Raw genomic sequence first — 19036 nt, forward strand, 5'->3', positions numbered from 1 at the left:
GTGGTTCGGTTGTCTCAGCGGCCCCAGTGACGCACCGGGCCACAATCCATGTGAACGAAATCGGACCGCGAGTAGCGGCCGACACCGCCCGAGGCGCAGGCCTCCGCCGCCTTGGCCATCTGACCCACCGAGCGCGACTTGAGCCGCAGGTCGGCCGCCTGTCCGCGCAGGTGCAGTGAGTTGCGGGCCACGCCGCTCGACTGCGACCGCAGCATCGCGTTGGTCTTGGGCGAACGGTAGCCCGAGAGCAGCATGTAGGGTTCGGACACATCCATCAGCCGGTGCGAGGCGGCCATGATGTCCACCGCCCGAGGGTCGATGCGCGTGATGTCATTCGTCCGCCAGTCGCGCATGAAGTGATTGATTTCCTTGAGCGCCTCGGGGATGTACTCCCCTTCGATCCAGTAGATCGTATCCATCGACTCGCCGGTGCGCCCCGAATACATGCGGATCCGCCGCACGTCGCCCGCACCGCGCAGGAAACCGAAGGCATGCGAATAGGTGGGGGCTGCAACCACAGCAGAGGCGGCAAACGCACCAAGAAGGCCGCGCCGCGTGATGAGCGTGTTCGTCCGTGTCATGTGAGCGCCTGTCCCGTCGCTTGGTCTTTTGACCGCCTGTTCCGGCAGCTTTGTTTGCTACTCGTCCCCAAGTGCTTACCTCCTATGCCATATGGTTCCCTGCAACAGAAGTGCCGGATTGGCCGCACCGGCGCAGTTGACGGCCAATAGGCAAAAATTTGCTGAACGGGAGCGCGCTCATCGGCGGGTTGGGGAAAGTTCGGCGGCGTGACGAAAAAGCGACAATGTCGCAGGCGCGCGCGGCCCCGGATTTACGAGGGCCGGCAAATAGCCGAAGTTGGTAGGAAATGCGCCGACCTTCCCCGCTTGAGGTGTCCATGTCGTCTCCCCACCGTCATAAGGCCGGATTCGGGCTTGCCCTTTGCCTCGCCGCCTTCCTCGGGACGGGCGCTCTGGCGAATCCTTCGGCGCCGGCGCTGACACCCTTCACCCGTTCGGTGGCCGAGGCCGCGGGGCGGAGCGACGTGATCTCGGCCTTCTATGCCGGGCGGTCCTATCGCCCGCTCTGGACCGGGCCCGAGGATGCGGAGCGTCGGCAGGCGTTCCTGACGGCCATAGCGCAGGCCTCGGCCCACGGTCTGCCGGTGCAGCGCTATGATGCGGCGGAGCTGGCCGCCCGCTTCCGCGCCGCCCGGACCGAGGCCGACCGGGGGCGCGTCGAGGTGGCGATGACGCGGGCGCTTCTGGCCTGGGCCCACGACCTGCGCGGGGGCGCGCTCGAGCCCGGCAAGGTCGATCCGGGCATCAAGCGCGAGGTGCAGCGCCTCGATCCGCGTTCGGTGCTGACGGCCTTCGAGGCGGATCCCCGGCCGTTCCTGAACGGCCTTGCGCCGCGCACGCCCGAGTATGCGCGTCTGATGCGGGCCCGAATGGAGCTGGAGGCCCGGATCGCGGCCGGCGGATGGGGCCCGCAGGTTCCGGCCGGGAAGCTGCGCCCTGGCGCCACGGGCGAGGGCGTTCTGGCGCTGCGCAACCGGCTGATGGCCATGGGCTACCTCGGCCGCAGCACGGTGGCGGGCTATGACGCCTCGATCGAGGCGGCGGTGCGGGCCTTCCAGATCGACCACGGGCTCACGCCCGACGGCGTCGTGGGTGAGGGTACGCTGGCCGCGCTGAACGTGTCGCCCGAGACGCGGCTGGAATCGGTTCTCGTGGCGCTGGAGCGCGAGCGCTGGCTGGCCAGCGACCGGGGCGAGCGGCACATCTGGGTGAACCTCACCGATTTCAGCGCCCGCATCGTCGAGGGCGGCAAGGTGACGTTCGAGACCCGCTCGGTGATCGGCAAGGACAGTCCCGACCAGCGCAGCCCCGAGTTTTCGGACGAGATGGAATATATGGTGATCAACCCGTCGTGGCATGTGCCGCGTTCGATCACCACCAAGGAATATCTGCCGCTGCTGCAGCGCAATCCGAACGCCGCCGCCCATCTGAAGCTGATCGACAGCCGCGGACAGGTGGTCAATCGCGGCTCGGTCAACTTCAACGCCTACAATGCGCGCAACTTTCCCTATTCGATGCGGCAGCCGCCCTCGGACGGAAATGCGCTGGGGCTGGTCAAGTTCATGTTCCCGAACCCCTGGAACATCTACCTGCACGACACGCCCTCGAAGTCGCTGTTCGACCGCGAGGTCCGGGCCTTCTCGCACGGCTGCATCCGTCTGGCGCAGCCCTTCGACTTCGCCTATGCCCTGCTGGCCCGGCAGTCCGACGATCCAGAGGGGCTGTTCCAGTCCCATCTGAGGACCGGCAAGGAGACGGTGGTGCGGCTGGAAGAGCCGGTGCCGGTGCATCTGGTCTATTCCACCGCCTGGGCGGGGCCGACCGGGCGGATGAGCTATCGGCAGGACATCTACGGTCGCGATGGCGTGATCTTGGAGGCGCTGCGCGCCGCCGGGGTGGTGCCGGGCGCGGTTCAGGGCTAGATCTGGACCGGGGCGGCAGGAGGCCGCCGAAGCCTTCGGAGCCGCGACATGGGCCATACAATCCGCGAGATCGCCGCGGCGCTCGGCGCCGAGGCTGATGGCAACCTCGAGCTTGTCGTGACGCACGCGGCCGAGCCTGTGGCGGCCGGCGGCGATGCGCTCGCGCTGGCGATGGACCCGCGCTATGCCGAGGGGCTGGCGCGGGGCGACGCTCGGGCGGCGATGCTCTGGCCGGGGGCGGACTGGCGCGGGCTGGGGCTGGAGGCGGCGATCTTCGTGCCGCGCGGGCGGCTGGCAATGGCCGGCCTCTCGCGGATCTTCGATCCGGGGCCGCAGATCGCGCCCGGCGTGCATCCGATGGCGCTGGTCGATCCCTCGGCCGGGCTGGGCGAGGGCGCGGCGGTGGGCCCCTTCGTCACCATCGGCGCGGGCGTCCGCATCGGGCCCGGGGCGCGGATCGCCAGCCACGTCTCGATCGCCGAAGGGGCCGAGATCGGGAACGATGCGCTGATCCTGCAGGGCGCGCGGATCGGCGCGCGTGTGCGGATCGGCGACCGGTTCATCTGCCAGCCGGGCGCGGTGATCGGCGCGGACGGCTTTTCCTTCGTCACGCCCGAGAAATCCGGCGTCGAGGAAATCCGCGAAACGCTCGGCGATCGCGAGGAGATCCGGCAGCAATCCTGGGTCCGCATCCACTCGCTCGGCTCGGTGCGGATCGGGGACGATGTCGAGGTGGGGGCGAACTCGACCATCGACCGGGGCACGATCCGCGACACGGTGGTGGGCAACGGCACCAAGATCGACAATCTCGTGCAGGTGGGCCACAATGTCCAGGTGGGGCAGGACTGCCTGCTCTGCGGGCAGGTGGGAATCGCGGGCTCGTCCCGGATCGGCAACCGCGTCGTGCTGGGTGGACAGGTCGGCGTCTCGGACAACATCTTCGTGGGCGACGACGTGATCGCCGGCGGCTCGACCAAGATCCGCACCAACGCGCCGGCCGGGCGGGTGATCCTCGGGGATCCGGCCGTGAAGATGGAGACGCAGATCGAGATCCAGAAGGCCATGCGTCGTCTGCCGCGGCTGGCGGCGACGGTGGCAGAGCTTCAGAAAGCTGTTTCAAAGACGGGGCAGAGTGGCTAGATCGCCGTCAGCAGACGGTGCAGGGGGAAGACCATGGCACAGAGCGTTCAGGAAAAGGTCATAGCGATCATCGCGGAGCAGGCGGTTCTGGAACCGTCGGATGTGAAGATGGATGCGACGCTCGAAGAGCTTGGCATCGACAGCCTGGGCCTCGTGGAATCGATCTTCGCCATCGAGGAAGCCTTCGACATCTCGGTGCCCTTCAACGCCAACGACCCGCAGGCGAGCGGCTTCGACATCTCGTCGGTGGCGGCCATCGTGGCGGCGGTGGAAGGGCTGGTGGCCCAGCAGGCCGCCTGACGGACGCCGCATGAAACGAGTGGTCATTACGGGCGCCGGCACGATCAACGCGCTGGCGCACGATGTTGCAGGCACGATCGCAGCCTTCCGCGAGGGCCGGTGCGGGATCACCGATCTCGACATCCGCGACAAGGAGCGGCTGTCGATCCAGATCGGTGGGCAGGTCCACAACTGGGATCCCGAGGCGCATTTCAACCGCCAGCAGATCGTCCTCTACGACAAGTTCACCCAGTTCACGCTTCTGGCGGCCCGCGAGGCGGTGGCGCAGTCGGGGCTGACCTTTGCCGGCAGTCTGGGGCTGGAGGCCGGGGTGATCCTCGGCACCGCGGGCGGCGGGGTGAACACCTGGGACGAAAATTACCGCGTGGTCTATGAAGAGGGGAAGAACCGCGTCCATCCGTTCGTCGTGCCCAAACTGATGAACAACGCGGCCGCCTCGCATATCTCGATGGAGTTCCAGCTCCGCGGGCCGTCCTTCACGGTGGCGACCGCCTGCGCCAGTTCGAACCATGCGATGGGGCAGGCCTTCAACATGGTCCGTTCGGGCATGAGCCGGGTCATGCTGACCGGCGGATCCGAGGCCATGCTCTGCTTCGGCGGGATCAAGGCGTGGGAGGGGCTGCGCGTCATGTCGAAGGACGCCTGCCGGCCCTTCTCGCTGAACCGCAATGGCATGGTGCAGGGCGAGGGCGCGGCGATCTTCGTCTTCGAGGAATACGAGCACGCCCGTGCGCGCGGCGCCGATATCCTGGCCGAGGTGATCGGCTTTGCCATGACCTCGGACGCGTCCGACATCGTGATGCCCTCGAAGCTGGGGGCGGCGCGCGCCATCGAGGGGGCGCTGCGCGATGCGAAGCTCAATCCCGAGGCGGTGGGCTACATCAACGCCCACGGCACCGGCACGGCGGCCAACGACAAGACCGAATGCGCGGCGGTGGCGGATGTGTTCGGCCATCACGCCGACCGGCTGATGATCTCGTCCACCAAGTCGATGCACGGCCACCTGATCGGCGGGACGGGCGCGGTGGAACTGCTGGCCTGCATCCTCGCCCTGCGCGAAGGGGTGATCGCGCCGACGATCGGCTATGAGGAGCCCGACCCGGAATGTGCGCTGGATGTCGTGCCGAACGTGGCGCGCGAGGCGCGGGTGGATGTGGTGCTCTCGAACGCCTTTGCCTTTGGCGGGCTGAACGCGGTCCTCGCGCTGCGCCGCGTCTGACCTCGGGCGGGTCTCGCCTGTGGCACCTTGTGAAAGGCGCCGCTGCCTTGCGGAAGCGGCGCCGGCCTTGAGCCTTGACCGGATCAGTTGCCGGCAGGCGCCGCGTCGGCCTTTTCGTTCGCGCTCTTGACCGCGTCATAGGCGGCGGTGAAGCCCTTGAGCGAGACGGTCAGCGCGACCTTCTGGTCGGGTGCGACGGCCGGAACGATCGTCACCACGCTCTTGTTGCCCTTCTTGAACGCGTCCACCTCCGCTTGGGTGAAGCCCACGCGCGCAAAGCAGCCCACGCGGTTGCACCAGGAGAAGGGATAGACCTTGGGCTTGGCCGCATCGACGCCCAGAGCCAGGTTCGCCGTCAGCAGCGTCTCGAGCGGCGCCACGATGGTCGCGCCGGCCGCGGCCTGCTGACCGGCCGGAAGGGCGAACATGCTGATCTCGGCGACCGAGTTGCCCTCGGCATCCTTCAGAAGCTGATACATCTGGCAGGGGTCGGCCCCGTCCTCGGTGCGGACGCAGCGCTGCTGCCAGTCGCCGTGCGTTTCGGCGACATAGGTGGAGCCGATCCCGTCGGACGGCTCTTCCTCTCCCATTGACAGACCCTGCGGAGCGGCGGCCCCTTCGGCGGGAGCTTGCGCGGCCGGGGCTTCGGCGGCCGGTGCCGCGGGCGTCTCCTGCGCCCAGGCCGTCGGGGCGAGGGCGAGGCCGAGGGCCATGACGCAAAGGGTTTTCAGTTGATTGCTCGACATGCGCGATCCTGTCCTCACATGATGTCGGGCGGGCTGTAGCACGCCGACCCGCCGAAGTCAGGTGCCAAATGCGCGATCCGCCGCAGGTGGCGGCCGGTCGTACATGGCCGGGGATGGGTCCGTGACGCCTCTCGCGCCGGATGGCCGGTCGGGCGGTCGGGCTGCGGCGCAAGGAGCCAAAGCGAAAAGGGCCGGCAGTCCGGCCCTTCCCTGCGTCAATTTTGCTCCCTGTCGGACTGGCCGACTTCAACTGATGGGGACGCTAAGGGCTAAATCAAGGCCCGTCAACCGCGAATCGATCCGGCCCCGGCTGCCGAAAAGGCTGGAAAAACCGCGCCTTCGGATGAAGGCGCGGCCAGTCCAGTTCAGGGAGGAAGGCGCACCGGCGGCGAGGATCACCCCCGGCATCGCCCAGACACGCGCAGATGGTTCAAGGATGTATTGTCTCGGCGGACGCCTCCGGCGGATCCGGGGGCAGGCGCGTCGCGGTCCTCGCACCCGTCCGCCGATGCTCATCGCCCGGGCTGCGGCGAAGGTCCCGGTGCACCGTGGTCAGGTGACGTCGGCCGCGAGGGGGGCCGGGACAGCAGGCGGCACGGCGGCCGGGGGGCGCCGTGCCACGGGGCTAGAGGACGGGCGCTCCGGTGGCCGGTGCGGGTTGCAGGCCGCCGGGCCGGAAGAAGCCCGAGGCATGGGCCAGACCCGCCGCAGCGCCTCCGGCAAGGGGGGCCGCGATGAAGACCCAGAGGTCGGCGAGCGCCTTGCCGCCCACGAAGACCGCCGGCCCGATCGAGCGGGCGGGATTGACCGAGACGCCGGTGACATTGATCCCGACCAGATGGATGCCGGCGAGGGTCAGGCCGATGGCCAGGCCCGCAAGCGCCGTCGAGGCCGCCGAGACATGCGAGGCCGTGGCCGCCAGAACCACGCAGACGAAGATGAAGGTGGCCACCAGCTCGAAGATCAGGGCAGCCCCCAGCGAATATTCCCCCTGGTAGCCCGTGCCATATCCGTTCTGGCCGAGCCCGTCCGTCGCCAGCGCATAATCGGCCTTGCCGGAAGCCACGAGGAAGACGACGAGCGCGCCGAGGGTGGCGCCCGCCACCTGCGCCACGACATAGCCGCCGAACTCGGCCATCGGCATCCGGCCCGCCATCAGGAAGCCGAGCGAGACGGCAGGGTTGAGATGGGCGCCCGAGATCGCCCCGAGCGAATAGGCGGCCGCGACGATGGAGAGGCCGAAGGCGAGCGAGATGCCGAGCATTCCGATCTGCTCTCCCATCAGCACGGCCGCTCCGCAGCCGAAGAAGACAAGAATGAATGTGCCGAGCATTTCAGCGAGGAGCTTCTTGGTCATGGATCATCCCCGTGTCTGTGAATGTATGGGCAGTGTCCGGTCTTGCATTGAAAAGGCAGTTTGGGGTCTGGGACCCGGAATGAGGGCGCGGGCGTTCCTGCGGGCCGTATGGGCTGGCTCCGTCGCTCGCGACGGCCTATATGAACATGGAACGTCGCTTTCATGATCGGAAAACTTGTGCGCGACCTGAAGATTCCCGACCAGCGCCACCCGGAAAAGGCGCACCGCCCGGACAATGACCAGCCCAGGAAGCCCTCCTGGATCCGCGTCAAGGCTCCGACGTCCGAGGGCTACAAGGAAACGCGGGACATCATCCGCGGCCAGAAGCTCGCGACCGTCTGCGAGGAGGCGGGCTGCCCCAATGTCGGCGAATGCTGGGGGCAGGGTCACGCGACCATGATGATCATGGGCGAGATCTGCACGCGCGGCTGCACCTTCTGCAACGTGGCCACCGGCAAGCCTCAGGCGCTCGACGCCTTCGAGCCGGGGCGCGTCGCCCATGCCGTCAGCCAGCTCGGCCTCAAGCATGTCGTGGTGACGAGCGTGGATCGCGACGATCTGGAGGATGGCGGGGCCGAGCATTTCGCCCAGACGATCCGCGCGATCCGTCACCGGGCGCAGGGCACCACGGTCGAGGTGCTGGTGCCGGATTTCCTGAAATGCGGGCCCGAGGCGCTCGAGACCGTGGTGGCGGCGCGTCCCGACGTGTTCAACCACAATCTCGAGACGGTGCCGGGCCTCTATCCCGAGGTCCGGCCCGGCGCGCGCTACTTCCACTCGCTGCGGCTGCTCCAGCGGGCCAAGGAGCTGGATCCGCAGATCTTCACCAAGTCGGGGATCATGGTGGGCCTTGGCGAGGACCGGCAGGGCGTGATGCAGGTGATGGACGACATGCGCGCGGCCGGCGTGGATTTCCTGACCATCGGCCAGTATCTGCAGCCCACGCCCAAGCACCACCGGGTTGACCGTTTCGTGACTCCCGAGGAATTTGCGAGCTACGAAAAGGCCGCCTACGGCAAGGGCTTCCTGATGGTATCGGCCACGCCGCTTACCCGGTCGTCCTACCATGCCGGCGAGGATTTCGCCCGCCTGCGCGCCGCGCGGCTGGAGCGTCTGGGCGCCTGACGGCGATCGGGGGGCGGCGTCGGTCGCCTCCTTCTCACTCGATCCCCGGCACCTTCTTCAGATAGGCCGCGATGGCGCGGCGGTCCTCGTCCGGGAGCTGGCCGGTGTTGCGCACCACATCCGCCATCTGCCCGCCCGCGGAATCATACTCCGGGGTGAAGCCCGAGCTCAGATACTCCGCTATGTCGCCCTCGGACCAGTCGAGCCTGGCGGGGGTGATGTTCGGGATCGTCCCGCGCCCCTCGGGGTTCGGCCCGCCGGCCAGCCAGCGGCCGGTGTCGCGCAGGCCGAGCGCGTTGCGCGCCGTATGACACTCGCCGCAGTGGCCGAGACCCTCGACCAGATAGCGGCCGCGCTCTTCCGCCGTCGAGAGGTCGCCCTCGACGATCCATGACGGGCCGCCCGCCAGCAGCTTCCAGCCGCCGAGGAGCATGCGCTGGTTGTAGGGGAAGCCCAGCTCGTGCGGCTCGTTCGGGCGATCCGATGGGGGCAGGGTGTCGAGAAAGGCCCGGAGGTCGGCCACGTCCTGGGGCGTCGCATGGGCGTAGGACGTGTAGGGGAAGGAGGGGTAATAGTGCTGCCCCTCGGGCGAGGTGCCGTGGCGCAGGGCCGAGTCCAGATCCTCGAGCGACCAGGCGCCGATCCCGTGGGTGGGATCGGGCGAGATGTTGGGCGCGACGAAGGTGCCGAAGTCCGTGGTCAGCCGCAGGCCGCCCGACAGCACGAGCCGCGCCTCGCCGCGGGCATCGCGGGCGGCATGGCACGAGGCGCATCCTCCGGCCCAGAAGACCCGCTCGCCCCGGCCGGCATCGCCTGTCAGGCCCGCAAGCGTCGCGGGGTCGCTCGTGACCGGCCGGGTGAGCCACAGTCCGGCCGCCCCCGCGACCAGAAGGAGCGCGAGACCGACCGTCAGGATGCGCCGCATGCCTCAGTCCTTCTGGCGGTAGGTCTCGTGGCAGCTTCCGCAGCCCGCGCCCACATCCCGCATGGCGGCCTGAAGCGCCGCAAGATCGGTGCCCGCCGCGGCCTGCATCGTCGCGGCGGCCTCCTGCATGCCGTTGATCTTGGTCACGAAGTCGTCCGGCTGTTCCCAGATGGCTGGAAGGGCTTCGCTGCCCTCCGCCTCACCCTCGCCGGAGCCCTGCGGGAAAAGCTCGGGCGAGATCACCGAGGCCAGCGCCGCGAGATTCGCCGCGGCCTTGCCCGCAACCGCCTCGTCATAGGGCATCTCTTCCTTGGCCATGCCGCCCAGCTTGCCCAGCTCGTGGGCCATCAGCGTCATGAGCCCTTGCCGCCCTTCCATCATCCGCTCGATCTGGCGGGCATCCTGGGCGACGGCGGGAAAGGCTGCGAGAGAGAAGGTCAGGGCAAATGCTGGAATGGGTCGCATCAAACGGCCTCCTGGCTATGGACTGCGGAAGAAGAGGCTAGCCCGCGTCCGCCGATTGGCCTACGGGGATTTTCAACTTTTCCGTGAGGTGGCGGGTTTTTCGCCGGCGGATCGGGGTATCGGGCCGGTCGGCCGGGCGTGGGGGCCGCGCCAATGCCCGGATCAGGGCCGGCCGGCGCGGCCGAAGCCGTCCACGGTCAGCGCCTCCGGCCATCCCGCCACGCGCTCGACCGCCACCAGCGCAAGCGAGGCGCCAACCACCGCAAGCACCAGAAGCACACGCCGCCGCGACGGTGGACGCCGGGCCCACCGCACCATCCGCAGCAGCCAGAGTGGACTCATGCCTCTTCCAGGAACCGGACCTTGCCGATGAAGGGCAGGTTGCGGTTGCGCTGGGCGTAGTCGATCCCGTAGCCCACAACGAACTCGTCGGGGATCTCGAACCCGGTCCAGGTGGCGCGGATGCCCACCTCGCGCCGCGAGGGTTTGTCGAGCAGCGCGCAGACCTCGAGCCGCTTGGGCTCGCGCGAGCGCAGCAGCCGCACCACATGGCTGAGGGTGAAGCCCGTGTCCACGATGTCCTCGACCACCAGCACGTCCCGCCCCGCGATCTCGCCGCGCAGATCCTTGAGGATGCGCACTTCACGGCTCGAGGTCATCGCGTCGCCGTAGGAGGAGGCCTCGAGGAAATCCACTTCGACCGGCAGATGGATCTCGCGCACCAGATCGGCGATGAAGACGAACGAGCCGCGCAGAAGGCCCACGACCACGAGCTTCTCGGTATCGGCAAAATGCTCGGTGATCTGGCGCGCCAGAACCTCGACCCGTGCCGCGATCTGTTTGGGAGAGATCATCTGGTCTATGACATAAGGTCTCGTCGGCATGGCGCCCTCTTGCATCCTGCCGCCCCTTTATCCAGAAACGACGCCCAAGTCACGCCCGACCGGGGCCGTTGCCCGAGGACCGAACGCCGCGATGCCGACCCACTCCGAGAGCCGCCCGCTTCCCTGGACCGCCGGGGAAATGTATGACCTCGTCGCGGACGTGGAGCGCTATCCGCAGTTCCTGCCGTGGAATTCCGCGGCCCGCATCCGCTCGCGAAAGCCCATCCAGGGCGGCGAGCTGATGGAGGCGGATCTGGTGATCTCGTTCAAGGTGTTCCGCGAACGGTTCGGCAGCCGCGTGAAGCTGTTTCCCGAGGCGAAGCGGATCGAGACCGAATATCTCGACGGGCCGTTCAAGTACATGCGCTCCTCCTGGAGCTTCCGCGACCGCCCCGACGGCGGCTGCGAGGTCGATTTCTTCGTCGATTTCGAGTTCCGCAACGCGATCCTTCAAGGAATCATCGGCGTCGTCTTCAACGAGGCGATGCACCGCATCGTCCGGGCCTTCGAAAAGCGCGCCCAGACGCTCTACGGTCCGCGCTGAGCCTCTCGGCCGGTGTCCGCAAGGGCGGCGTGGGCGCTTCCCGTGTAAGATCGGTCGAATTTGCCGCACATCTGCAAACGCTGCCGAGCGTCGGGGCGATGGCCTGAGGCCACCGGACAGGCCGGACCCGCCCTTGAGCCGTGAATGTCGTGGCACCACCGCAAGTTGCAGGCCTGCCGGACGCGCGGCTCCGGCAGGTCAGGCGCGTCACCGCCTGACGTCTGCGCCTGTATCGGCTGGACGGGCTCCCCTTCGAATGCGTTTCCAGGACAAATCCGAGGAGCGTTAGCTGCGCGCTAAGGTTTGTGCGGCATTCCAAGGTTCAGGTTCCGATGGCTGGGCCCATCCGGCACGAGGGACCTGCTCGCCGTACGCCGCCGGTTCATGCCACTCCGACGAAACAGGCGCGAGCGTCGGACAGAGAATGAACTGCCGTGGCGCACCCGATGCCTCGCTCATGCAGGTATCTCTTTCGATTGGCTGATGTCATGAAAGCATGCTTGCCAGAACCAGACGCCGCCGGGGCCGGGCGGAAGGTTCTGACGTGGGTGGCGCCCGAGCCGTCGGGCCGCAGGCCGGCGCCCACGCCCTGCTTCTTCGCTGTCAGCCCCACCGCCCTCGGCGCAGACGCCGAAGCCGCCGCGGCCTGAACAGACAGGACCCTTTCCCATGAGATTGACCATCAAACTCAGGCTCATCATTGCCTTCAGCCTCGTCCTCGCCCTGAGCGGCCTGGCCACCGGCATTGCCATCACGAGCCTCGACAAGCTGAACGATCGGCTGACCTCGCTGATCGACATCGACGTGAACAAGGTGCTGCTGGCTCAGCAGCTGAATGAGGGGCAACTGGCCGTCAAGGGCTACAACCGTGACCTGATCCTCGCCGGTTCCGCGGCCGAGCGACAGGACAGCATCGCAAAGATGGAGAAAGCCCGCCAGGTGCAGCAAGGCGCCTTCGAGGCTCTGTCGGCTCTCTTGCAGTCAAGCGAGCGGGCAGCCATTCTCACCGAATACCGAACCCTCTGGGACGAGGTGAATGCCGTGAACGCGAAGGTCGTGGAACTGGCCTCGGCCGGTGACACGCAGGGCGCGCAGCGGCTCATCGCGGACAAGGAGCAGATGGCCCGCCAGCAGCAGCGCATTGATCTGATCGACGATCTGCGCGCCCGGCTGATGGCCGACCTCGACCAGGCCAAGAGCGAGACGGATGTGCTCTATGCCTCGTCCGCGCGCAACCTGATGATCATCGTGGCGGTCTCGGGCATCATCGGCATTGCCGCCGCCGGCTGGATCGTGCTCTCCATCACCCGCGGCCTCGCCAAGGCGATCGGCGCCACGCGAAGGGTTGCCGAGGGCGATCTGTCGACCACGGTGGAGTTGAGCGGACGGGATGAGCTGACCGACCTGCTGAGCGCCTCGAACACCATGGTGCTGAAGCTGCGCGAGATCGTGGGCAATGTCAGCGGTGCCACGCGCGAGGTCGCCTCGGGAAGTGCTGAAATGGCGGCGACGTCCGAACAGCTCAGCCAGAGTGCCAGCGAACAGGCCTCGGCCACGACGGAAGCCTCGGCCTCGGTCGAGCAGATGACCGCAAACATCAAGCAGACTGCGGACAATTCCGCCCAGACCGAGGTGCTTGCGGACAAGTCGGCCGCTGACGCCCGCGAAAGCGGCCGGGCCGTGGCCGAGGCCGTCGAGGCCATGCAGACCATCGCCGAGAAGATCATGGTCGTGCAGGAGATCGCGCGCCAGACCGATCTGCTGGCCCTGAACGCCGCCGTCGAGGCGGCCCGGGCCGGGGAGCATGGCCGCGGCTTTGCCGTTGTCGCCTCCGAGGTGCGCAAGCTGGCCGAGCGCAGCCAGACCGCAGCGTCCGAGATCTCGACCCTCTCGATCGGCACGATGCGGACGGCCAATGTCGCCGGCGAGATGCTGGAACGGCTGGTGCCCGACATCGAGCGGACGGCGCGTCTCGTCACCGACATTTCCGTGGCCTCGCGCGAACTGTCCACGGGCGCGCAACAGGTGGCCGCGGCGATCGAGCAACTCGACAAGGTCACCCAGCAGAACACGTCGGCGGCCGAGCAGCTCTCGACGAGCGCCGTGGAGCTTTCGGGCCAGGCGGAACATCTTGAGGGGTCGATCTCCCACTTCCGCATGGAGGGGGCCGCAGCCGCGCCCAGGCGGACCTCAAGGCCGCAGATGACGTCTCCCCGGCCAAAGCCGACCGTCGCTGCGCCCCGCAAGTGCGGTGGGTTCGACCTCGACATGTCGATCGGCGAAGATGCGCTCGACGCAGGATTCTCGCGACAGAACGCGGCCTGACGCCCAGCACCTTCCCCGGCTGTGCCCGGGGAAGGTGCCTCTGCACGCCCGGCACGAAGCGTCGCTCGAGGACTGGCAGGATCCACATTTCACGCCAAGACAGGGCGTCCCCACAGGTCGTACTCGCCCGCTTCCTCGACCTCCACCGTCAGCAGGTCACCCGGAGACAGCGCCTCGAACCCCTCATCGATGAAGAGATTGCCATCGATCTCCGGCGCATCGGCCTTGGTGCGGCAGGTCGCCCCCTCGCCATCCACCTCGTCCACGATCACCTCAAGCCTTTGTCCGATTCGGGCCGCAAGCTTCGCCTCCGAGATCGCCTGGGCCTTCTGCATGAACCTCTCCCAGCGTTCCTGCTTGAGCTCGGGCGCGACATGGTCGGGCAGCGCATTGGAACGCGCCCCCGCGACATTCTCGTACTGAAAGCAACCCACGCGATCGAGCTGCGCCTCGTCGAGCCAGTCAAGCAGCGTCTGGAACTCCTCCTCGGTCTCGCCCGGATAGCCCACGATGAAGGTCGAGCGCAGCGTGATGTCCGGGCAATCGCGCCGCCAGGCCGCGATCTCGTCGAGCGTCCGCGCCGCAGCGGCCGGGCGGGCCATGCGCTTGAGGACCTCCGGGTGGGCGTGCTGGAAGGGAATGTCGAGATAGGGCAGGATCAGCCCCTCGGCCATCAGCGGGATCAGCTCTCGCACATGGGGATAGGGATAGACATAATGAAGCCGCACCCAGGCGCCGAGCTGCCCCAGCTCGCGCGCGAGCGGCAGGATCGGAAAACGCACAGGGCCCTTCCAGTCGGTGCCATAGGCGCTCGTGTCCTGGCTGATGACCAGAAGCTCGCGCACCCCGGCCTCCACCAGCTTTTCCGCCTCGCGCAGCACCGCGCGCTCGGGCCGGCTCACGAGGCGGCCGCGCATGTCGGGAATGATGCAAAAGCGGCAGCTGTGATTGCAGCCCTCCGAAATCTTCAGGTAGCTGAAATGCCGGGGCGTCAGCCGCACGCCCGTCGCAGGCAGGAGATCCACGAACGGGTCCGGCGCGGGGGGCACCGCGCCATGCACCGCATCCAGAACCTGCTCATATTGATGCGGACCGGTCACGGCCAGCACCTTGGGGTGCGCGCCCGTGATGTAATCGGGCTCGGCGCCGAGGCAGCCGGTGACGATCACCCGGCCATTCTCGCGCAGAGCCTCACCGATCGCCTCGAGACTTTCCGCCTTGGCGCTGTCGAGAAAGCCGCAGGTGTTCACGATCACCGCATCCGCCCCCGCGTAATCGGGCGAGATCGCATAACCTTCCGCGCGCAGCCGCGTCAGGATCCGCTCGCTGTCCACGAGCGCCTTGGGGCAGCCGAGCGAGACCATGCCTATGGTCGGCTGCCCCTCGCGGCGGGGGCTGTCGATCACCAGTCGGGGCGCGAGATCGGGGCGGAGGTTGGGTGGGTTCTGGGCCATCGCGCCCATATAGCGTGGGGCCTGCATGCGCGGAAGGCCCCGCCTCCTTCATTCTGGCCCAAATATCCTCGGGGGGTGCGGGGGGCGGACAGCCCCCCGCGGCGCCGGCCCCGTCAGTCCGCGACCTGCGCCAGCCGCGCGAACAGATCGGCGATCCGGGCCGTGTCCACATTGGCAAAGGCGATGCGGAGTTCGCGTCCTCCCTCGTCCGCGCCCTCAGGCCGGAACATGGTTCCGGGCAGCATGAGCACGCCCGCCTCGTGCACCAGCCGCTGGGCGAGCCGGTCGGACGCTTCGGCGAAGGGATGCGTCACATAGGCAAAATAGGCGCCGCAGCCGAGAAGCGTCCAACCCGGCAGCGCCGCAAAGCCGCCCACCATCGCCGTCCGCCGTGCGAGGATCTCGTCCCGCTCGCCCGCGACCCAGTGCGCCAGGTTCCGCATCCCCCAGAGTGCGCCGATCTGGCCAAGCTGGCTCGGGCAGATCGCCACCGTATCGAGGAACTTCTCGACCTGGGCCAGACGCGCGGCCGAGGCCACCACGGCGCCGACACGGTGCCCCGTCAGCCGATAGGCCTTGGAGAAGGAATAGAGATGCACCAGCACGCCGTCCCATTCGGGATCGGCAAAGAGCGGGTGTGGCGCGCCGGTGCGACTGTCGAAGTCGCGGTAGGTTTCGTCGAGGATCAGGGCCAGGCCGCGGCTGCGCGCGAGATCCCGGAAGGCCGCAAGCGTTGCGGCCGGATATTCGACGCCGCCCGGGTTGTTGGGCGTGACGAGCACGATGGCACGGGTCCGCGGTGTGACAAGCGCCGCCGCGCGCTCGGCGTCGGGCCGCAGCGTCGGGCCGGTCGGCAGCGGCACCGCCGTCACGCCCTGCATGTCGAGCCACATCTTGTGATTGAAATACCACGGGGTCGGCAGGATCACCTCGTCACCGGCCGCCGCGAGGGTCGCCATGATCGCGCAGAAGGCCTGGTTGCAGCCCTGCGTGATGGCCACCTGAGCCGCCTCGATCCGCCCGCCGTAGGCGCGCGACCACTGGGAGGCAAGCTCCTCGCGCAGGGCCGGCATCCCGAGCACCGGGCCGTAGAGATGGGCCTGCGGATCGCTCAGCGCCGCTTCGGCCAGCGCCTCGCGCAGGCCGGGGGGCGGAGGCTCGACCGGCGCGGCCTGGCTCAGATTGAGAAGCGGGCGATCCGCAGGAAAGCTCAGCCCCTGGATCCAGCGCCGCGCCTCCATCACCGGGGGCGGGAAGGTCGCGGCCATCGCGGGATTGAGCGGCAGGGTCATCGGGGCCTCCGGCGGCAGGAGAGGGCGTCAGTCGCGCCCGCGGTAGGGCTCCACATATTGAAGCGCCATGTCCCAGGGGAAGAAGATCCAGGTGTCCTGGCTCACCTCGGTGATGTAGGTATCCACCATCGGCCGGCCCGAGGGCTTGGCATAGACCGTGGCGAAATGGGCGCGGGGGTAGAGGGTGCGCACCAATTCGAGCGTCTTTCCCGAATCGACAAGGTCATCGACGATCAGGATGCCGTGGCCATCGCCCATCAGCTCGGCCTGCGGGGCCTTGATGACGCTGGGGGGCTGCTGTTCCTGCCAGTTGTAACTTTTCACGCTGATCGTATCGACGGTGCGGATGTCGAGTTCGCGGCTGACGATCATCGCGGGGACGAGGCCGCCGCGGGTGATGCCCACAACGGCGCGCCAGGCGCCATTGTCGGGCCCCTGGCCATCGAGCCGCCAGGCCAGCGCCCGGCTATCGCGGTGGATCTGGTCCCAGCTGACGTGGAATCCCTTCTCATGGGGAAGGCGCTCTTTCATACGGATCTCCTAGAACGCGGCGAGCTTCACGCCAAGCAGAGCCAGCAGGCCGCCGAAGCTGCGGTCGATGACGGATTTGAGGCTGATATATCCGCTGCGCGCCCGTTCAAAGGAGAAAACGCGTGCCACAAACAGGTTCCACAGGAACTCGTTCAGGAACACCGCGACAAGCAGCAGCCCCACCGCCCAGGGTGCGGCGTCCGGTGGAACCGTGCCGATGAAGATGGCCGAGAAGAAGACCGCCGGCTTGGGATTGGACAGCTGGGTGAACAGGCCCAGCCGGAAGGCCGAGGCCATGCTTCGGGGCGGTCGGCCGCCGAGGTCGGTATCGAACGGCCGGTCCGCCTCGCGCCACATGATGTAGGCCATGCGGATCAGGTAGATGGCGCCGGCGATCTTCAGCCCCCAGAGGATCGAGGGCGCGATCTGGAACAGCAGGGCCAGCCCGAAGAGGGCCGCCGATGCCCAGGTGACAGCCCCGGCCGCCAGCCCCAGCGAAAGGACCGCGCCGGTGCGCAGCCCCTCGGTCATGCCGGTGCGGGCGGACATGAGGACGGCCGGGCCGGGACTGATCGCCGCCATCAGATGCAGCAGCCAGGCTGCCGCGAAGGCGGCGAGGGTCACCTCAGTGGTCCTTGCGGCCGGTCACGGCGTCGATGTCGGGCGCGTCCACGGCCTTCATGCCGACGACATGGTAGCCCGCATCCACATGCAGCACCTCGCCCGTCGTGCCCGAGCCGAGGTCGGACAGCAGGTAGAGCGCGGCCTTGCCCACCTCTTCCTGCGTCACGTTCCGGCGCAGCGGCGAGTTCAGCTCGTTCCACTTCATGATGTAGCGGAAGTCGCCGATCCCGCTTGCGGCGAGCGTCTTGATCGGGCCGGCCGAGATCGCGTTGACGCGGATGCCGTCCTTGCCCAGATCCTCGGCGATATATTGCACCGAGGTCTCGAGCGCGGCCTTGGCGATGCCCATCACGTTGTAATGCGGCATCACCTTCTCGGCGCCGTAGTAGGTCAGGGTGAGCAGGCTGCCTCCGTTGGGCATCATGGCGCAGGCGCGCTGGCAGACGGCGGTGAAGGAATAGACCGAGATGTCCATCGTCATGCGGAAGTTCGCCGGCGACGTGTCCACATAGCGGCCGCGCAGCTCGGTCTTGTCCGAGAAGCCGATGGCGTGGACGACGAAATCCAGCGTGCCCCAGATCTCTTTCAGATGGGCAAAGAGCCGGTCGAGCGAGCCTTCGTCCGACACGTCGCATTCCACCAGTTCGGTCGCGCCGATCGAGGCGGCCAGGGGCTCGACCCGCTTCTTCAGCGCGTCGCCCTGATAGGAAAAGGCCATTTCGGCGCCCTGCTCGGCGCAGCATTTCGCGATGCCCCAGGCAATGGACTTGTCGTTTGCGAGCCCCATGATGAGACCGCGCTTGCCAGCCAGCAGTCCGTTCGCCATCGGCTTTCCCTCGTCATGTTCTGAGTGGTTTGCGCGAGGTGTAGGCCATCGCAGGGTCTCCATCAAGTGCGGCAGGATGAGGCGGATATTGCCGGAGGCGGTCTGCCGCACTAGGGTCGTCCGGCTCAGAAGGGGAAGACCATGGACAGGACGGGCATCTTCGCGGGGGAGGATCCCTTCGCCATCGCCAGAAGCTGGTTGGCCGAGGCCGAGCCGCAGGAGCCGAACGATCCCAACGCCATCGCGCTGGCCACCGTGGATGCGTCGGGCCTGCCCAACGTGCGCATGGTGCTGCTGAAGGAGATCGAGCCCGCGGCCTTCGTCTTCTACACCAACTACGGCTCGCAGAAGGCGGTCGAGATCGAGGCCACGGGCAAGGCGGCCTTCGTGCTGCACTGGAAGTCGCTGCGCCGGCAGGTCAGGGTGCGGGGCCTCGTCGAACGCGAGGAGGGGCCGCAGGCGGACGCCTACTACCAGTCGCGGTCGCTCAAGAGCCGACTCGGCGCCTGGGCCTCGCAGCAGAGCCAGCCGCTGACGTCGCGCGCGAGCCTCATGGCCGAGGTCGCCCGGGTCACGGCGCGCCACGGAACAAACCCGCCGCGGCCGGCGTTCTGGGGTGGTTTCAGGATCAAGCCACTGGAGATCGAGTTCTGGGCCGACGGGTCCTTCCGCCTGCACGACCGGTTTCGCTGGCGCCGCGAACACCTTTCGGACAGCTGGACGATCGAGCGTCTGCACCCTTGAATTTCACGCTTCGTGAATGAAAGGTTCGGCTG

20 protein-coding genes are annotated in these 19036 nt (G+C 67.8%); 8 read left to right on the forward strand and 12 right to left on the reverse strand.

The features are described from left to right. Nucleotides 1–14 precede the first annotated feature (14 nt). Complete coding sequence (locus LV780_RS04515; protein WP_011908073.1) at nucleotides 15–581, reverse strand: YcbK family protein; 567 nt, start codon at nucleotides 579–581, stop codon at nucleotides 15–17. Nucleotides 582–868: 287 nt separating this feature from the next. On the opposite strand from LV780_RS04515, the gene LV780_RS04520 reads away from it, so the two are divergent. From LV780_RS04520 to LV780_RS04535, 4 genes are read left to right on the forward strand one after another with little or no spacing between them, the layout of a single operon-like run. Continuing rightward, on the forward strand, nucleotides 869–2503 hold the full coding sequence (locus LV780_RS04520) for a L,D-transpeptidase scaffold domain-containing protein (RefSeq protein ID WP_181318515.1): 1635 nt from the start codon (nucleotides 869–871) through the stop codon (nucleotides 2501–2503). 48 nt (nucleotides 2504–2551) lie between these two features. Beyond that, entirely contained in the window at nucleotides 2552–3643 is a 1092-nt protein-coding gene (locus tag LV780_RS04525; protein WP_108221408.1) for a UDP-3-O-(3-hydroxymyristoyl)glucosamine N-acyltransferase, read from the forward strand. Nucleotides 3644–3676: 33 nt separating this feature from the next. Beyond that, nucleotides 3677–3943, forward strand: a complete 267-nt coding sequence (locus LV780_RS04530; RefSeq protein WP_011908076.1) for an acyl carrier protein — start codon at nucleotides 3677–3679, stop codon at nucleotides 3941–3943. A 10-nt stretch (nucleotides 3944–3953) separates the two neighbouring features. Further along, on the forward strand, nucleotides 3954–5162 hold the full coding sequence (locus tag LV780_RS04535) for a beta-ketoacyl-[acyl-carrier-protein] synthase family protein (protein ID WP_101340606.1): 1209 nt from the start codon (nucleotides 3954–3956) through the stop codon (nucleotides 5160–5162). Nucleotides 5163–5245: 83 nt separating this feature from the next. On the opposite strand, the gene LV780_RS04540 is transcribed toward LV780_RS04535, so the two are convergent. After that, a complete protein-coding gene (locus LV780_RS04540; RefSeq protein WP_011908078.1) occupies nucleotides 5246–5908 on the reverse strand; it encodes an invasion associated locus B family protein in 663 nt (220 codons plus the stop codon). 625 nt (nucleotides 5909–6533) lie between these two features. Beyond that, the gene (locus tag LV780_RS04545) at nucleotides 6534–7265 is read right to left on the reverse strand and encodes an MIP family channel protein (protein WP_101340607.1); all 732 of its coding nucleotides are present in this window, start codon (nucleotides 7263–7265) and stop codon (nucleotides 6534–6536) included. A gap of 162 nt (nucleotides 7266–7427) precedes the next feature. Between LV780_RS04545 and lipA the strand changes: the two genes are divergently transcribed. Next, the gene (lipA, locus tag LV780_RS04550; RefSeq protein WP_011908080.1) at nucleotides 7428–8390 is read left to right on the forward strand and encodes a lipoyl synthase; all 963 of its coding nucleotides are present in this window, start codon (nucleotides 7428–7430) and stop codon (nucleotides 8388–8390) included. 34 nt (nucleotides 8391–8424) lie between these two features. Here lipA and LV780_RS04555 read toward each other — a convergent pair whose 3' ends face one another. The 4 genes from LV780_RS04555 to hpt all read right to left on the reverse strand — a co-directional run bounded on the left by LV780_RS04555 (nucleotide 8425) and on the right by hpt (nucleotide 10664). Continuing rightward, nucleotides 8425–9315 (reverse strand): c-type cytochrome, encoded by an 891-nt coding sequence (locus tag LV780_RS04555; protein WP_108221409.1) that lies wholly within the window; start codon nucleotides 9313–9315, stop codon nucleotides 8425–8427. Between the two features lie 3 nt (nucleotides 9316–9318). Further along, complete coding sequence (locus LV780_RS04560; RefSeq protein ID WP_011908082.1) at nucleotides 9319–9780, reverse strand: c-type cytochrome; 462 nt, start codon at nucleotides 9778–9780, stop codon at nucleotides 9319–9321. Nucleotides 9781–9942: 162 nt separating this feature from the next. After that, nucleotides 9943–10122 (reverse strand): hypothetical protein, encoded by a 180-nt coding sequence (locus LV780_RS04565; protein WP_108221410.1) that lies wholly within the window; start codon nucleotides 10120–10122, stop codon nucleotides 9943–9945. Continuing rightward, the gene (gene hpt, locus LV780_RS04570; RefSeq protein ID WP_044247920.1) at nucleotides 10119–10664 is read right to left on the reverse strand and encodes a hypoxanthine phosphoribosyltransferase; all 546 of its coding nucleotides are present in this window, start codon (nucleotides 10662–10664) and stop codon (nucleotides 10119–10121) included. The genes LV780_RS04565 and hpt overlap by 4 nt, the downstream gene beginning before the upstream one ends. Nucleotides 10665–10755: 91 nt before the next feature. On the opposite strand from hpt, the gene LV780_RS04575 reads away from it, so the two are divergent. Beyond that, nucleotides 10756–11208, forward strand: a complete 453-nt coding sequence (locus LV780_RS04575) for a type II toxin-antitoxin system RatA family toxin (protein ID WP_101340610.1) — start codon at nucleotides 10756–10758, stop codon at nucleotides 11206–11208. 669 nt (nucleotides 11209–11877) lie between these two features. Continuing rightward, nucleotides 11878–13533, forward strand: coding sequence for a methyl-accepting chemotaxis protein (locus LV780_RS04580; protein ID WP_117344888.1), 1656 nt, complete (start codon nucleotides 11878–11880; stop codon nucleotides 13531–13533). Nucleotides 13534–13622: 89 nt separating this feature from the next. Here LV780_RS04580 and rimO read toward each other — a convergent pair whose 3' ends face one another. The 5 genes from rimO to fabI all read right to left on the reverse strand — a co-directional run bounded on the left by rimO (nucleotide 13623) and on the right by fabI (nucleotide 18260). After that, nucleotides 13623–14996: a 30S ribosomal protein S12 methylthiotransferase RimO gene (gene rimO, locus LV780_RS04585; RefSeq protein ID WP_101340619.1), complete on the reverse strand. Its 1374-nt coding sequence runs from the start codon at nucleotides 14994–14996 to the stop codon at nucleotides 13623–13625. Nucleotides 14997–15100: 104 nt separating this feature from the next. Further along, nucleotides 15101–16279: an aminotransferase gene (locus LV780_RS04590; protein ID WP_108221411.1), complete on the reverse strand. Its 1179-nt coding sequence runs from the start codon at nucleotides 16277–16279 to the stop codon at nucleotides 15101–15103. Between the two features lie 27 nt (nucleotides 16280–16306). Further along, on the reverse strand, nucleotides 16307–16810 hold the full coding sequence (gene gpt / locus LV780_RS04595) for a xanthine phosphoribosyltransferase (protein WP_011908088.1): 504 nt from the start codon (nucleotides 16808–16810) through the stop codon (nucleotides 16307–16309). 9 nt (nucleotides 16811–16819) lie between these two features. Beyond that, complete coding sequence (locus tag LV780_RS04600; protein ID WP_101340613.1) at nucleotides 16820–17434, reverse strand: LysE family translocator; 615 nt, start codon at nucleotides 17432–17434, stop codon at nucleotides 16820–16822. Nucleotide 17435: 1 nt separating this feature from the next. Beyond that, nucleotides 17436–18260, reverse strand: coding sequence for an enoyl-ACP reductase FabI (fabI, locus tag LV780_RS04605; protein WP_011908090.1), 825 nt, complete (start codon nucleotides 18258–18260; stop codon nucleotides 17436–17438). 141 nt (nucleotides 18261–18401) lie between these two features. Between fabI and pdxH the strand changes: the two genes are divergently transcribed. Further along, on the forward strand, nucleotides 18402–19004 hold the full coding sequence (pdxH, locus tag LV780_RS04610; protein WP_108221412.1) for a pyridoxamine 5'-phosphate oxidase: 603 nt from the start codon (nucleotides 18402–18404) through the stop codon (nucleotides 19002–19004). Nucleotides 19005–19036: the final 32 nt, after the last annotated feature.

The sequence above is a fragment of the Cereibacter azotoformans genome (assembly GCF_021391315.1).
In the GTDB taxonomy this organism is placed as follows: domain Bacteria; phylum Pseudomonadota; class Alphaproteobacteria; order Rhodobacterales; family Rhodobacteraceae; genus Cereibacter_A; species Cereibacter_A azotoformans.

Coding starts and splice junctions, on each gene's coding strand:
- LV780_RS04520 (WP_181318515.1), top strand. CDS start 869: ATGCGCCGACCTTCCCCGCTTGAGGTGTCCATGTCGTCTCCCCACCGT.
- LV780_RS04530 (WP_011908076.1), top strand. CDS start 3,677: ATGGCACAGAGCGTTCAGGAAAAGGTCATAGCGATCATCGCGGAGCAG.
- LV780_RS04580 (WP_117344888.1), top strand. CDS start 11,878: ATGAGATTGACCATCAAACTCAGGCTCATCATTGCCTTCAGCCTCGTC.
- LV780_RS04540 (WP_011908078.1), bottom strand. CDS start 5,908: ATGTCGAGCAATCAACTGAAAACCCTTTGCGTCATGGCCCTCGGCCTC.
- LV780_RS04555 (WP_108221409.1), bottom strand. CDS start 9,315: ATGCGGCGCATCCTGACGGTCGGTCTCGCGCTCCTTCTGGTCGCGGGG.
- fabI (WP_011908090.1), bottom strand. CDS start 18,260: ATGGCGAACGGACTGCTGGCTGGCAAGCGCGGTCTCATCATGGGGCTC.
- rimO (WP_101340619.1), bottom strand. CDS start 14,996: ATGGGCGCGATGGCCCAGAACCCACCCAACCTCCGCCCCGATCTCGCG.
- LV780_RS04560 (WP_011908082.1), bottom strand. CDS start 9,780: ATGCGACCCATTCCAGCATTTGCCCTGACCTTCTCTCTCGCAGCCTTT.
- LV780_RS04545 (WP_101340607.1), bottom strand. CDS start 7,265: ATGACCAAGAAGCTCCTCGCTGAAATGCTCGGCACATTCATTCTTGTC.
- gpt (WP_011908088.1), bottom strand. CDS start 16,810: ATGAAAGAGCGCCTTCCCCATGAGAAGGGATTCCACGTCAGCTGGGAC.
- pdxH (WP_108221412.1), top strand. CDS start 18,402: ATGGACAGGACGGGCATCTTCGCGGGGGAGGATCCCTTCGCCATCGCC.
- lipA (WP_011908080.1), top strand. CDS start 7,428: ATGATCGGAAAACTTGTGCGCGACCTGAAGATTCCCGACCAGCGCCAC.
- LV780_RS04515 (WP_011908073.1), bottom strand. CDS start 581: ATGACACGGACGAACACGCTCATCACGCGGCGCGGCCTTCTTGGTGCG.
- LV780_RS04565 (WP_108221410.1), bottom strand. CDS start 10,122: ATGAGTCCACTCTGGCTGCTGCGGATGGTGCGGTGGGCCCGGCGTCCA.
- LV780_RS04575 (WP_101340610.1), top strand. CDS start 10,756: ATGCCGACCCACTCCGAGAGCCGCCCGCTTCCCTGGACCGCCGGGGAA.
- LV780_RS04535 (WP_101340606.1), top strand. CDS start 3,954: ATGAAACGAGTGGTCATTACGGGCGCCGGCACGATCAACGCGCTGGCG.
- hpt (WP_044247920.1), bottom strand. CDS start 10,664: ATGCCGACGAGACCTTATGTCATAGACCAGATGATCTCTCCCAAACAG.
- LV780_RS04590 (WP_108221411.1), bottom strand. CDS start 16,279: ATGACCCTGCCGCTCAATCCCGCGATGGCCGCGACCTTCCCGCCCCCG.
- LV780_RS04525 (WP_108221408.1), top strand. CDS start 2,552: ATGGGCCATACAATCCGCGAGATCGCCGCGGCGCTCGGCGCCGAGGCT.